Annotated in this window: 12 protein-coding genes; 9 read left to right on the forward strand and 3 right to left on the reverse strand. The window is 72.2% G+C overall.

The features are described from left to right. Positions 1–31 precede the first annotated feature (31 nt). Both ACEY2A_RS01975 and ACEY2A_RS01980 read left to right on the forward strand, forming a co-directional pair. The gene (locus ACEY2A_RS01975; RefSeq protein ID WP_374929210.1) at positions 32–1432 is read left to right on the forward strand and encodes a patatin-like phospholipase family protein; all 1401 of its coding nucleotides are present in this window, start codon (positions 32–34) and stop codon (positions 1430–1432) included. Then, the gene (locus tag ACEY2A_RS01980) at positions 1422–2372 is read left to right on the forward strand and encodes a Sir2 family NAD-dependent protein deacetylase (RefSeq protein ID WP_374929211.1); all 951 of its coding nucleotides are present in this window, start codon (positions 1422–1424) and stop codon (positions 2370–2372) included. The genes ACEY2A_RS01975 and ACEY2A_RS01980 overlap by 11 nt, the downstream gene beginning before the upstream one ends. Here the strand turns inward: ACEY2A_RS01980 and lexA are convergent. Next, positions 2347–3048, reverse strand: a complete 702-nt coding sequence (lexA, locus tag ACEY2A_RS01985) for a transcriptional repressor LexA (RefSeq protein WP_374929212.1) — start codon at positions 3046–3048, stop codon at positions 2347–2349. The genes ACEY2A_RS01980 and lexA overlap by 26 nt on opposite strands. A gap of 360 nt (positions 3049–3408) precedes the next feature. Here lexA and ACEY2A_RS01990 point away from each other — a divergent pair, with 360 nt between their 5' ends. After that, positions 3409–3768 carry a LysM peptidoglycan-binding domain-containing protein gene (locus ACEY2A_RS01990; RefSeq protein WP_374929213.1) on the forward strand — a complete coding sequence of 120 codons (360 nt, stop codon included), beginning with the start codon at positions 3409–3411 and terminating at the stop codon, positions 3766–3768. Between the two features lie 165 nt (positions 3769–3933). Here the strand turns inward: ACEY2A_RS01990 and ACEY2A_RS01995 are convergent, their stop codons facing one another. Beyond that, positions 3934–4365 (reverse strand): hypothetical protein, encoded by a 432-nt coding sequence (locus ACEY2A_RS01995; RefSeq protein WP_374929214.1) that lies wholly within the window; start codon positions 4363–4365, stop codon positions 3934–3936. Between the two features lie 59 nt (positions 4366–4424). On the opposite strand from ACEY2A_RS01995, the gene ACEY2A_RS02000 reads away from it, so the two are divergent. From ACEY2A_RS02000 to ACEY2A_RS02025, 6 genes are all read left to right on the forward strand, one after another. Continuing rightward, on the forward strand, positions 4425–5774 hold the full coding sequence (locus ACEY2A_RS02000; protein ID WP_374929215.1) for a cutinase family protein: 1350 nt from the start codon (positions 4425–4427) through the stop codon (positions 5772–5774). Beyond that, on the forward strand, positions 5771–6472 hold the full coding sequence (locus ACEY2A_RS02005) for a DUF2993 domain-containing protein (protein WP_374929216.1): 702 nt from the start codon (positions 5771–5773) through the stop codon (positions 6470–6472). The genes ACEY2A_RS02000 and ACEY2A_RS02005 overlap by 4 nt, the downstream gene beginning before the upstream one ends. A gap of 177 nt (positions 6473–6649) precedes the next feature. Then, a complete protein-coding gene (gene nrdR / locus ACEY2A_RS02010) occupies positions 6650–7150 on the forward strand; it encodes a transcriptional regulator NrdR (RefSeq protein WP_374929217.1) in 501 nt (166 codons plus the stop codon). 98 nt (positions 7151–7248) lie between these two features. Continuing rightward, positions 7249–10209: a vitamin B12-dependent ribonucleotide reductase gene (locus ACEY2A_RS02015; RefSeq protein WP_374929218.1), complete on the forward strand. Its 2961-nt coding sequence runs from the start codon at positions 7249–7251 to the stop codon at positions 10207–10209. Positions 10210–10569: 360 nt separating this feature from the next. Continuing rightward, complete coding sequence (locus tag ACEY2A_RS02020) at positions 10570–11928, forward strand: sensor histidine kinase (protein WP_374929219.1); 1359 nt, start codon at positions 10570–10572, stop codon at positions 11926–11928. Continuing rightward, positions 11925–12305: a hypothetical protein gene (locus ACEY2A_RS02025; RefSeq protein WP_374929220.1), complete on the forward strand. Its 381-nt coding sequence runs from the start codon at positions 11925–11927 to the stop codon at positions 12303–12305. Before ACEY2A_RS02020 ends, ACEY2A_RS02025 begins: the two co-directional genes overlap by 4 nt. A 24-nt stretch (positions 12306–12329) precedes the next feature. On the opposite strand, the gene ACEY2A_RS02030 is transcribed toward ACEY2A_RS02025, so the two are convergent. Then, positions 12330–13379, reverse strand: a complete 1050-nt coding sequence (locus ACEY2A_RS02030) for a hypothetical protein (protein WP_374929221.1) — start codon at positions 13377–13379, stop codon at positions 12330–12332. Between the last annotated feature and the right edge of the window lie 7 nt (positions 13380–13386).

Consider the following 13386-nt stretch of genomic DNA (forward strand, 5'->3'; position numbering starts at 1 on the left):
GGCCCCCGGCTCGATGTGGTGTGATGCTTCCGTGCCCGAGACCCACCTTCCGGACCCCGCCGGCGCGCAGATGGCTGCCGCCCGGGACGAGGCGCACCACGGCCCCAGCTGGCGCGGTCCGCGGCAGGGCACGGCACTGTGTCTCTCCGGTGGGGGTTTCCGCGCGGCCCTGTTCCATTTGGGGGCGCTGCGCCGGCTGAACGAGCTGGGCATGCTGGGTCAGCTGCGCACGGTCTCGGCCGTCTCCGGGGGATCCATCGCCGCGATGCTGCTGGCAGACCCCCGCCTGGGCTGGCCGGACCCGGACGACCTCTCCGAGAGCATCGACTCCGCGGACCTGGTGGAGCCCGACCCCAGCGCCCCGCCGCTCCCGCGCGGGGACACCGTGCCCGGTGGCCTGTTCTCGGCGCCCCGCGTGCGGGGCTTCGAGGAGTACGTGGCCGAACCGGTACGGCGCCTGACCCGTCACAACCTGCGGACCCGGGCCATGGTCTCGGGCTTCGGGCCCAAGGTCCGTCGCTCGGCCGACACCAGCTCGCGCATGCTCGCCGACCGGTTCGTGGACCACATCGACTGGTGGGCCCGCGACCTGCGCGACGGCCAGCGCACGAGCGGTCCCGCCGTGGTGGTGGAGGCCACCGAGCTGGCGCACGGGGTGAACTGGACCTTCGCCGACTCCCGTGCCCACCCGCCCCACGGTCGCGTGGGCGACTACCGGCTGGGTTACGGGGCGCCCCCGGCGGGGCTCCGCATGGCCGACGTGGTCGCGGCCTCGAGCGCGTACCCGCCGTACTTCGCACCGTTCGACCTCGACGCGTCCGCCATGGACCTCACCGGGGGGCGCGTGGGCCAGGTCGATGCGGCGGCGGCACCCCGCATCGACCGCACCATCCAGCTGGTGGACGGCGGGATCTACGACAACCTCGCGCTGGAGCCCGTGTGGCGTGACCACGCCGGGGTGCTCGTGAGCGATGGGGGAGCGGTCTTCCGCGCGCGCAGCGCCCGCACGCCGCTGGGCCGCATCCTGCACGTCATCTCCATCGCCTCCGGTGGTGGGGAGGTCACGCGCCTGCGGTGGCTGCACTCGGCCTTCAACTGGGGTGTGCTGGAGGGAGCGACCTGGGCCATGGACTCCCGCGTGCCGCAGAGCTACCCCATCGAGGTGGCTGCGCAGATCAACCAGATCCGCACCGACATGGACGCCTTCAGCGAGGCGGAGCAGAAGATCATCGAGCGCCACGGGTACGGGGTCGCGGACTCCGCGGTCCGCCGGCACGCGCCGCAGCTGATCATGCGCGACGCTCCGGCCCGCTACCCGCACCCGGAGGTCGCCGACCCCGAGGTGGCCCTGCGTGCGCTCCGCGGATCGGGACGCATGTCCGTGCTGGGCCGCCGGCCTCCGCGGGCCCGTCGGGGGCGCCGTGCCCGCTGACGACCAGGGCGTTCCCGAGCTCGCCCCGGTGGTGACCCTGCCGCCCCCGGTGGAGGCCGCGCCGCAGGAGGTGGAGGCACTCGCCCGGCTGCTGGAGGGCCGGCGCCTGGCGGTGGTGACCGGTGCGGGCATGTCCACCGCATCGGGCATCCCGGACTACCGCGGTCCGGACGGCGTGCGCCGCGTGCAGCCCATGACGATCGGCGACTTCCGGGCCGGCCCCGAGTCGCGTCGCCGCTACTGGGCGCGGGCGTTCGTGGGGTGGGAGCGCTTCACCGGGGCGCAGCCCAACGCGGGGCACCGGCTGCTGGCGGCCCTGCAGACCGAGGGGGTGGCCTCCGGTGCGGTGGCCGGCATCACCGGGGTGATCACCCAGAACGTGGACGGCCTGCACCAGCGGGCGGGGTCGCCGGACGTGCTGGAGCTGCACGGGACGCTCTCGGCCATCGTCTGCCTGACGTGCGGGGCGACGGAGTCCCGAGAGAGCATCCAGGAGCGGTTGGCCGCCGAGAACCCCCACCACCGCGACATCGTGCTGGGTGGGGCCCAGGTGCGCCCCGACGGGGACGTGGCGCTCGATGAGGAGGCCGTGGCGGCCTTCCGGACGGTCGGGTGCCTGGTGTGCGGCTCCGACGAGCTGAAGCCGGACGTCGTGTACTTCGGGGAGAACGTGCCCAGGCCGCGGGTGGCCGACGCCTACGCCATGGTCGACGCGGCGGACGGCCTGCTGGTGCTGGGCTCCAGCCTCAAGGTGATGAGCGGTTACCGCTTCGCCCGGCACGTGCACCGGGCCGGTGGGCCGGTGGCGGTCGTCACCCGGGGATGGCACCGCGCCGACCGGGAGGCGAGCCTCTCGATCGACGCGATGGTGGACACGACCCTGGCGGCCGTGGCGGACGTCCTGGGGGTGGCGATCACACCCGACGCAGCACCGCGGTGACCTTGCCCAGGATGGTGGCGTCGTTGCCGTCGATGGGGTCGAACAGCGGGTTGTGCGGCTGCAGCCAGATCTGGTTCTTGACCTTCTTGTAGGTCTTCACGGTGGCCTCGTCATCGAGCATGGCCGCCACGATGTCGCCGTTGATGGCGGCCTGCTGACGACGCACCACCACCCAGTCGCCGTCGCAGATGGCGGCGTCCACCATCGAGTCACCCTTGACGCGCAGCAGGAACAGCTCACCGTCACCCACGATCTGGCGGGGCAGCGGGAACACGTCCTCGATGCGCTCCTCGGCAAGGATCGGACCCCCGGCGGCGATCTGCCCGACCACGGGCACGTACGAGGCCGGCGGGTGGTTGTCCGCCGACTCGGACGGGTCCCAGGTGTCCTCGTCGAGCTTGCGGTAGCCCCGGTCCCCGGGCCAGTGGGCGTCGAGGATCTCCAGGGCGCGCGGCCGGTTGGGGTCGCGGCGGATGTAGCCCTTGCGCTGCAGGGCGTTGAGCTGGTGCTGCACGGAGCTGGCCGAGGCGAGCTCCACCTGCTCGGCGATCTCGCGCATGCTCGGCGGGTACCCGCGCTCGTCGATGGAGCGGCGGATGACCTCCAGCACACGCGTCTGTCGTTCGGTCAGCGGCTCGGTGTTCCGCAGGCCGGGCTCGTTCTTCCGGATTGCCATGGTGTTCCCCCTTCGCGGGTCGTCGAGGCGGTCGTCGTCCGTGGTGCCGGGTCGCGCCGCCTCCATCGTGGGGATCGGATCCCCGTCGTCCTCGTTGGGATTCCAACGATTCCTCGATGTTGTCGGTGGTCACCGCTTCACTTCAGGTGTGGTCACAGAGTACGACGGCACACCGGTCACCGCGGACATTCGTTCGGGCGTGTCTTGGCATTCGTCGTTCACCTGTGCTACACATCGTACAGAGATGCGACGCACACACGTCTCAGCCTGTGGACGGATCCGTACGACCGAGTCGAACACGGTCGGACCGGCCGGACCGGAACAGGCGGACTGTCCGCTCGCCCGACCGAAGGAGATGGCATGACTGCGATGACGATGGAGATGAGGCCCGCCGGCCGACGAGCTGTCGCGGTCGGCCCTGCCCGTACGAGTGCGCCCCGCATGCGCCTCACCGCCCGGGGGCGCATGGCCCGGCAGCTGCTGGGGCTCGCGCTGGCGTTCGTGGTGGTGCTGCTGCTGGCCTGGCAGGCCGCGGGTGCCGGTGGGGACGCCGGGCCCCAGCGGATCGTCGTGGGACCGGGCGAGACCCTGAGCCACGTGGCCGTCGAGCACCTCCCCGGGGTCCCGGTGGACGAGGCCGTGCTCCGGGTGCAGGAGGCCAATGGCCTGGGCACCTCGCAGGTGGAGGCGGGCCAGGAGCTGGTGATCCCGCAGCGCTGAGGCGCGGGTGCCGCAGGAGACGCGCCGGGAGTGACCCGGCCCATGAGCTGGCGATGGCGGGGTGCAGGCGCCCCCGCCATCGTCGTACCCCCTCGTCCGTGCCCCGTCGCCGGGCGGCAGTCGTCAGTCGCCGGTTGCCGGGCGGCAGTCGCCCGTCGTCAGCCGTCAGTCGACGGGCGTCCCGGTGGCGCGGCGCCACATCGGGCCGAGGCCCTCGAAGGGGGCGAACCAGCCGGAGATGTGCACGTCCATGACCACGCCCTTGATGCCGGCGGTGAGGAAGTCCCCGGCGCCGCGGACGATCTCGATGGGCTCCTTGGCCAGCAGGTCCGCGGGCTGCTCGGGGTCGAGCATCCCCTGCTCCACGGCGAAGTGGCGGGCCCGCTCGCTGCTGGTGAAGGCCAGGAGCATCATCACGCCCTCGATCTCGGCGGCAGCGGGGGCGACGGAGCCCTCGGGCCCCGCGGGCAGGAACCACCAGCGCGGCAGGGCGAAGCCGACCTTCCACAGGGCCGTGATGGTGTCGTGGTCCCCGCGGTTGCGGGTCATGGCGTGCAGGCGGTCGGTCTCGTTCGGGGAGGGCATTGCGAGGTCCATGGCGCCACTTCACCACACAACCTGTTGTCCCGGGACGCGACACCGCGACAATGGGTGCCGTGACCGTGCGCCGACGTGATGCACAGGGCCCTCCGCCGGGGCCCTGTTCCGCCCTGCCCGGCGGTCGTCGCACGTCCCGCCGGCTGGCGGTGGCGCTGTCCGCCGCGCTGATCGTCCCGGGTCTGGCCGCCGCTCCCACGCAGGCCACGGACCCGAGCTGGCGCGAGGACCCGACCCCCTCCTGGGGTGTGGACTCCCTGCCCTGCCGTGACGTGCTCTTCGTGGGCGTGCGCGGATCGGGCGAGGTGGCCCCGTGGGGTGGAACGGTGGAGGGCGTGCGCACCATGGTCTCCGAGCGGCTGGATCGCAGCGTCAACCAGGTCTGGCTGGACTACCCGGCGGTCTCACCCCACACCCTGGGAACCCACGAGCTCGAGGCCCACGTGCTGGACCCTGAGCCGCCCAGCTCGGAGTACTTCGCCTCGGTGGACGAGGGGGCGGAGGAGCTCGCTCGCGTGCTGGGTGAGAGCGCGCAGCGCTGCCCGGACCAGCAGGTGCTCCTGGTGGGCTTCTCCCAGGGGGCACAGGTGATCACCCGCACCGTGGCAGGGGGCGCGGACAGCTCCACGCTCGCCGGCGCCCTGCTGCTCGGCAATCCCGCCCACCACCCGGGCCAGAACGCCCGCGAGGTGGACGGGCAGGTGGACACCCCGGCCATCGGACTGGCGGCCACTCTCACCTACCTGCGTGCCCAGGCCCGTCCCGGGGACGAGACCACCCGCCGCCAGGCCGTGCACAACCTGGTGCAGGAGGTCTTCGCCCTGCACGAGGGGCGGATCTCCAACGGTGTGATCGCCTCCACGCTGAGCACCTCCCACGAGGTGGTCCCTGCCGGGCTGTACTCCCGGATCCTGTCGGTGTGCAGCGAGGGCGACCTGGTCTGCGACGCCGCGCCGGCGATGAGCCGGATGCTCACCTCATCGAGCTCGATGGGGGACGAGTTCGCCGCCGCGCGCCCGGTGCACGGCGGCTACAGCGGTGAGGTGGTGCAGTCGGCCGCCGAGGCCCTCGCGCTGCTGGTGGAGGAGGCCGAGTCGACGGCAGGGGACCCCTCCGGACGCCCCGCCGATCCGTGGGTGGACTCCGGGCCCGAGGGTGACTCCGGCACGGTGCCCCCCGCGCCGTCGCCCTCCGAGGAGGCGCCCGGCGGGCCCGCCCCCTCGGACGATGCCCCCTCCGGCGAGACCACCCCGGACGCCCGGGGCAGCGACCCCGCCGGCGACGAACGCGCCGCCGGCGCCGAGCCCTCGGCCGACACGGCGTGGCTGGTGCCGGTGCTCGCCGGCGCCACCGGTGTGTTCTTCCTCACCACCGTGGGCCTGTCGTGGGCCCTGTGGAGGCGCCGGTGAGCGCCGCCTGGTTCACGCGCCGCCGCCTCATCGGTCTCGTGGTGCTGCTCGCCGTCGTGCTCGGCCTGGTGGTCGGTGACGTCTTCCTGCGCCAGTACGTGGAGAACCGCATCGAGTCCGAGGTCGGCCAGGTGGCCGACGGGCGGGTCACGGCCGACGTGGAGGGCTGGCCGGCCACCTGGCAGGTGGTGCGGGACGACTACGACCGCATCACCGGCGGGGTGGACGGGGCCGTCGCGACGGTCCTGGCGGAGGAGATCGTGCTGGACGTCGACGTCGTGGCCCACGACGTGCGCGGCCTCGCTGGGGGCGAGGTGGTGATCGGCAGCGGCTCGGGACGTGCGGCCACCACGTGGGAGGACCTCTCCCGCGTGACGGGGGTGGAGCTCTCCGGGGACGACGACGGCCGGCTCACCATCACCACGCAGGTGGGCGTGCTGGGCGAGCGGCTCCCGGTCCGCGTCACCGGGCGACCGGTGGTGGACGGCCGCACCGGCCAGCTCGGGCTGCGGGACGCCGAGGCGAGCCTCGATGAGGTGGACGTGCCCCAGGACGTGATCGACGGGCTGCTGCCGCGGGTGTCCACCTACGTCTACCTGCCGAGCTTCGAGGGGCTGCGGTGGACCGGTGTGCAGGTCACGCAGGACGGCGTCGAGCTGGACTTCCGTGCCCAGGAGATGACCGTTCCGCGCTGGTGACGGGCCGGTGACCCGGCCCGCGACGCGCCGGTGATTCGGCGTCCCGCGGTGGGGATCCCGCGGTCGACGCGCCGGTGTTTGCAGCCAGGCCCGGTGACCCGTACGCTCTACATCTAGTGGTCGGAGGTGCTCAGGACCACTAGATGAGCCAATTTCGCGCAACCAAGGGGATTTGACGTGCACTGTCCATTCTGCCGCCACGAGGACACCAAGGTGGTGGACTCGCGCGTCCAGGACGAGGGCACGCTGATCCGTCGACGCCGCCAGTGCGCGGCCTGCGAGCGGCGCTTCGGCACCATCGAGTCGGCCACCCTCAGCGTGGTCAAGCGCTCCGGTGCCAGTGAGCCCTTCCGGCGCGACAAGGTGATGTCCGGAGTGCGCAAGGCGTGCCAGGGACGCCCGGTCACCGACGACCAGCTCATGCTGCTGGCCCAGCAGGTGGAGGAGAACATCCGCGCCTCGGGCCACGCGGAGATCGACGCCCACGAGATCGGCATGGCGGTCCTTCCCGTCCTGCGCGAGCTCGACCTCGTGGCCTACCTGCGATTCGCCTCGGTGTACCGCAACTTCGACTCGCTGGCGGACTTCGAGGACGCCATCACCGAGCTCCGCCAGGACGCCGCCGGCGGGGGAGCGGCCCAGGACGCCACGCAGCCCGAGGTTGTCGGCGCCCGCTGAGACGCTCACCCCATCGCGCCACCCCCGAACCCACCCGCCCACCAGACCCGGCGGCCCCGGCCGCCCACCCGCCCCACTCGCACCACCCAGGAGAGGTCATGACCGACACCACACAGGCTCCCGCAGCGACCCAGCAGTCGGGCGGTGGACTGACGATCAACCGCATCCACACCACCCCCGGTGTGCACCCCTACGACGAGGTGACCTGGGAGAAGCGCACGGTCGAGCAGACCAACTGGAAGACCGGTGAGGTGATCTTCCGCCAGGAGGACGTCGAGTTCCCGAGCTTCTGGTCGGCCAACGCCTCCACCATCGTCACCACCAAGTACTTCCGCGGCGCCGTGGGCACCCCGGCGCGCGAGACCGGGCTCAAGCAGCTCATCGACCGGGTCGTGCTGACCTACGTGGGGGCCGGCAAGAAGCACGGCTACTTCGCCACCGAGGACGACGCGCTGGTGTTCGAGCACGAGCTCACCTACGCGCTCCTGCACCAGATCTTCAGCTTCAACTCCCCGGTGTGGTTCAACGTGGGCACCAAGAGCCCGCAGCAGGTCTCGGCCTGCTTCATCCTGTCCGTCGACGACTCGATGGACTCGATCCTGAACTGGTACCGCGAGGAGGGCTTCATCTTCAAGGGCGGCTCCGGTGCCGGCCTGAACCTCTCGCGCATCCGTTCCTCCAAGGAGCTGCTGAGCTCCGGCGGCAACGCCTCGGGCCCGGTGTCCTTCATGCGCGGTGCGGACGCCTCGGCGGGCACCATCAAGTCCGGTGGCGCCACGCGCCGTGCGGCCAAGATGGTGGTGCTGGACGTCGACCACCCGGACATCGTGGAGTTCATCGACACCAAGGCGCGTGAGGAGGACAAGATCCGCGCCCTGCGTGACGCCGGGTTCGACATGGACCTGGGGGGCGACGACATCACCTCGGTGCAGTACCAGAACGCCAACAACTCGGTGCGCGTCTCCGACGAGTTCATGCGCGCCGTGGTGAACGGCGAGGAGTTCGGCCTGCGCTCGCGGACCAACGGCGACGTCATCGAGACGGTGGACGCTGCGAACCTGTTCACCCGCATGGCCAAGGCCGCGTGGGAGTGCGCCGACCCGGGCATCCAGTACGACGACACCATCAACCACTGGCACACCAACCCCGAGTCGGGCCGCATCAACGCCTCGAACCCCTGCTCGGAGTACATGTCGCTGGACAACTCGTCGTGCAACCTGGCGAGCCTGAACCTGCTGAAGTTCCTCAACGACGACGACACCTTCGACACCGAGCGCTTCCAGGCGGTGACCGAGCTGGTCATCACCGCGATGGACATCTCCATCTGCTTCGCGGACTTCCCGACCGACCCCATCGGCGAGACCACCCGCAACTTCCGCCAGCTCGGCATCGGCTACGCCAACCTGGGCGCCCTGCTGATGGCCACCGGCCACGGCTACGACTCCGAGGGCGGCCGCCAGCTGGCCGCTGCCATCACCTCGCTGCTCACCGGTGCGTCCTACAAGCGCTCCGCCGAGATGGCCGCCGTGGTGGGCCCGTACAACGGCTACGCCCGCAACGCCGAGGCCCACAACCGCGTGATGCGCCAGCACCGCGACGCCAACGCCGAGCTCGCGCCGATGCACGAGATGGACGCCCACATCCAGGACGCCGCCACCGAGGCCTGGGACGCCGTGGTGGCCCTGGGTGACGAGCACGGCTACCGCAACGCGCAGGCCTCCGTGCTGGCCCCCACCGGCACCATCGGCTTCATGATGGACTGCGACACCACCGGCATCGAGCCGGACTTCTCGCTGGTCAAGTTCAAGAAGCTCGTCGGCGGCGGGTCCATGCAGATCGTCAACCAGACGATCCCGCGCGCCCTGAAGCTGCTCGGCTACGACCAGGCGACCACCGACGGCATCGTGGAGTACATCGCCGAGCACGGTCACGTGGTGGATGCCCCCGGCCTGGCCGAGGAGCACTACGAGATCTTCGACACCGCGATGGGGGAGCGCGCCATCGCCCCGATGGGCCACGTCCGCATGATGGCGGCCGTGCAGCCGTTCCTGTCCGGTGCCATCTCCAAGACGGTCAACCTGCCCGAGCGGGCGACGGTCGAGGAGATCGAGGAGGTCTACCTGGAGGGCTGGAAGTCCGGTCTGAAGGCGCTGGCCGTCTACCGCGACAACTGCAAGGTGGGCCAGCCGCTGTCCAGCGGCAAGGGTGAGAACAAGGGCTCCGCGGACGACGGCTCCAGCGAGTCCGCCGAGGCCGCTGCCGCCCCGGTGGAGAAGGTCGTGGAGTACCGCCCGGTCCGCCGTCGCCTGCCCAAGCGCCGCACCGCGCAGACCACGAGCTTCGCCGTGGGCGGGGCCGAGGGCTACCTGACGGCCGGCACCTACGAGGACGGCTCGCTGGGCGAGATCTTCCTGAAGTTCGGCAAGCAGGGCTCCACCCTGGCCGGTGTGATGGACGCCTTCTCCATCGCCGTCTCCGTGGGCCTGCAGTACGGCGTGCCGCTGGAGACCTACGTGGAGAAGTTCAGCAACCTGCGCTTCGAGCCGGCCGGCATGACCGACGACCCGGACGTGCGCATGGCCCAGTCGCTGATGGACTACGTGTTCCGTCGGCTGGCGCTGGACTACATGGACTTCGACACCCGTGACTTCATGGGCATCCACACCGCCGAGGAGCGGGCGCGTCAGCTGGAGACCGGCTCGTACGCCCCCGAGGCCGGTGAGGGTGACGACGAGGAGTCCATGGAGTCGCAGCTGGAGTCCTACAGCCAGTCCATCGCCCCCGCGGCCGCCAAGCGCCCGGAGGGTTCCACGAGCGCCCAGCACGTGGAGGCCGCCGACACCGACGTCGAGGGTGACGCCGGTGCCCGCGCCCAGGCCACGGTGGCCGGTGCCGCCCAGCCCGCGGGCTCGGGTGTGCACTCCTCCGCGGAGCTGATGGAGGCCAAGTTCGGCAAGGCCGCCGACGCGCCGCTGTGCATGACCTGCGGCATCAAGATGCGCCCGGCTGGCTCCTGCCACATCTGCGAGGGCTGCGGCAGCACCTCCGGCTGCAGCTGATCGCGAGCCGCATCCACCACGCGGCCCCACCAGTGGGGGCCACCCGTACCGCACGGGTGGCCCCCACAGGCGTGCGGTCGCCGAAGGGCTGCGCCCGGCTGCGCCGCCGGTGGCTGACCCCACCCCCAGTGGCTGACCCCACCACCAGTTCTGCCTTCTCCCCGTCCAGCATGACCCGTGTATGCGCGTCGGGTTGGACGAGGAGAAGACAGAATCGTGCGGATGGGGGGATGTGGGATGCGGGATGCGGGATGCGGGATGCGGGATGCGGGATGTGGGGACTGGGGAGGGGATGCAGCCGAAGGTTCTGCCAGACCACGTGTTCCACCCCCCGGCCCGGCACCCCGTAGCATCACCCTGATGAGCGCGCGCCAGGGGCTGGGGGAGCGGCTCGCGACCCTGTGGGGTCCCGAGCCGGCGCAGCGTGCCCCGCTCCCGCGTCTCACCACGTGGGACCAGGTCGCCCGCCTCGCCGCCGTGGTGGTGGTCGGCGCCGTCCTGTTCGCCTTCAACTACGGCACGCTCAGCGGCATCGAGGACCAGGAGCTGTTGGAACAGCTCCGCGACCTCCGCACGCTCGAGCTGGTGCTGGGTGCCCTGTCCCTCCCCCTGCTGCTGTGGCGGCGACGCAGGCCGGTCACCGTGTCCGTGCTGACCGGCGCCATGATGCCGTTCTCGGCCTTCGCCATGGCCGCTCACCTGCTGGCCCTGGTCTCCCTGGCGAGCCGCCGTCGGGTGGCTCCGATCGTGGCCACCGTGATGCTGTTGCTGCCTGCGTCCTGGGTGGTGCAGACGGCGATCGACCGCTGGGTGGTGAACCAGGAGCTGGGTGCGGCACCGGTGGACTTCCTGGCCAACCAGCTGCTGGTCCTCATGGTGGGCGCCGTCTTCGTGCTGCTCGGCTGGAACATCGGTGCGCGCCGCGAGCTGGCCTGGGTGGCGCAGCAGGAGGCTGCGGCCGCCGAGCGCGAGCAGACCGCCCGCGTGGCGCAGGCCCGCCTGGCGGAGCGCACCGCGATCGCGCGCGAGATGCACGACGCCCTGGGCCACCGTCTCTCGGTGGTGTCCATGCACGCCGGTGCGCTGGCCTACCGGCAGGACCTCGAGGCCGAGCAGGTGCGGGAGGCCGCCGGCACCATCGCCGGTCAGGCCCGCCAGGCCCTGGAGGACCTGCGGGAGATCCTCGGCGTGCTGCGCTCGAACGACGCCGATGGCGCCCCGAGTGAGGGGTCGCCCCAGGTGCCTGACCTGCGCCGCCTGGGAACGATGGTCCAGGAGGCCTCCGGCATGGGCTGCACCATCGACCTGGAGGTCCCTGAGCGGCTCTGGGAGCAGATCCTGGAGAGTCTCCCGGGCTCCACCAGCCGCCACGCCTACCGGGTGGCGCAGGAGTCGGTGACCAACGCCTGCAAGCACGCACCCGGCCAGCCCCTCCGCATCGAGATCGGGGGTGCACCGGGCCGTGGTGTGACCTTGCGCGTGGAGAACCCGCTGCCGCCGGTGGAGGAGGTGCCCTCGGACGTCGTGAGCGGCGGGATGGGGCTCACGGGCATGGCTGAGCGGGTCGCCCTGGCCGGGGGGCAGCTCGAGGCCGGGCCGCAGGACGGGAGCTTCGTGGTGGAGGCGTGGTTGCCCTGGGAACGCCGGCGAGTGCCCGCACCGGCCGCCCCCCAGGGCGCCGCGGCCACCGCGCAGTTCGACGGGAGCGTGGCCCCGTGACCCCCCAGGCCCTGCTGATCGGTGTGTTGCTGGTGCTCCTGCTGGGGGTGCTGGCGCTCGACCTGCGCGCGGTGGGGCGCCCTGTGAGCGGCACCACCGGTGTGCTCATGCTGGACAGCCGTCAGGCCTCGCACTGCGACGGGTGCCGCCGTGCGGTCCACCTGCGGGCCCGTCCGTGGGTGATGGGCGCGATGGGCGTGATCGTCCTGGGGTTGGCACTCGGCGTCGGGCTGGCCTACCTGACCGACGTGCCCACCGGGGTGCCCGGTGCGCTCATGTGCCTCTCGGCGGTGCTGGCCATCGTGCCGCTCGCGTTCGTGAACCACCGCATCTCCCAGCGGGTGCGTGAGTCCACCCGCCACGTGCCGGGCCACTGACCCCGGCCCCGATGCGGGGGAGCGTCACCCCGCGTACGACGCCTCGCGGCGGCGCCGCAGCACCACGGCCGCCCCGGAGCCGGCCAGCAGGCACAGCCCTGCCACCAGCACTGCGCCGCCGGCGCCGAGGGAGCCGTCGGTCCACTCCATGAGCGCCTCGGTGACGACGACGGTGATGGCCAGGACCCCCACCGCCAGCAGCGGCCAGTGGCCCAGCGCCCAGTAGAGGGCGAACAGCAGCAGCGCGACAGCGAGGGTGGCGGCGTGGGCCCAGGCCGGGGTGTCCAGGGTGAGCAGCAGCTGGGCGCCCACCAGCAGCAGCAGCGAACCGATGCCTGCGCCCACGGCCGGCTCGGCCCAGGCGCGCAGCGCCAGCAGCAGCAGCCAGAGGGCACCGACGGCCAGCACGATCAGCGCCCGGCGCAGCTCGGAGTCGGGCCACTCACCCAGGTGCACCGCGGCCAGCAGCACCACGATGGCCGCTCCCAGGGCCACGTGCAGCAGGGCCGAGGGGGAGCGCAGGTGGGCCACGGCCAGCAGCACGATCGCCAGTCCGGCGCCCGCGGTGGTGGCGATGTTGTACGGGTCGTACGGCTCGGGTGCCCACAGCTCGTCCACCACCAGGGCGAAGGACACGGCGGCCGCGATGGTGCCGGCGGTCACCAGGGTGCCCACCAGCAGGCGGGTGCGCAGCGAGGCGTCCCGGGCACCGGCCCAGCTGCCGGTGGCCACCCGGGCGGCGACCGCGGCCCCGGCCAGCAGCACCGCGCCGATGGTGCCGAGCAGCGCAGCGCGCTGCCAGGCGGTGAGGTCGCCCCAGAACTGGGCGCCGAGCAGGCCGATGGCGGCCACCACCAGGGCGGCGACGGCGTAGGCGGCGAGCTCGGCCATCCGGGCGCCGGAGCGGGGTGTGTCGGGCCCCGCAGCATCGGGCCGGGGCGCGGCCGGGCCCCGGCCCCGCTCCTGGAGCGTCTCGTCGACCACCCGGGTGGCGTCCGCGGTGGACTCCGGGGGCAGCAGACCGGAGTCCACCAGGGCCTGGACCACCCGCACAGCGGGGCGCGGAGCGTTCATGCCCTGA

Origin of the sequence: Kytococcus sedentarius, assembly GCF_041937525.1 — a bacterium.
Lineage (GTDB): Bacteria > Actinomycetota > Actinomycetes > Actinomycetales > Dermatophilaceae > Kytococcus > Kytococcus sedentarius_A.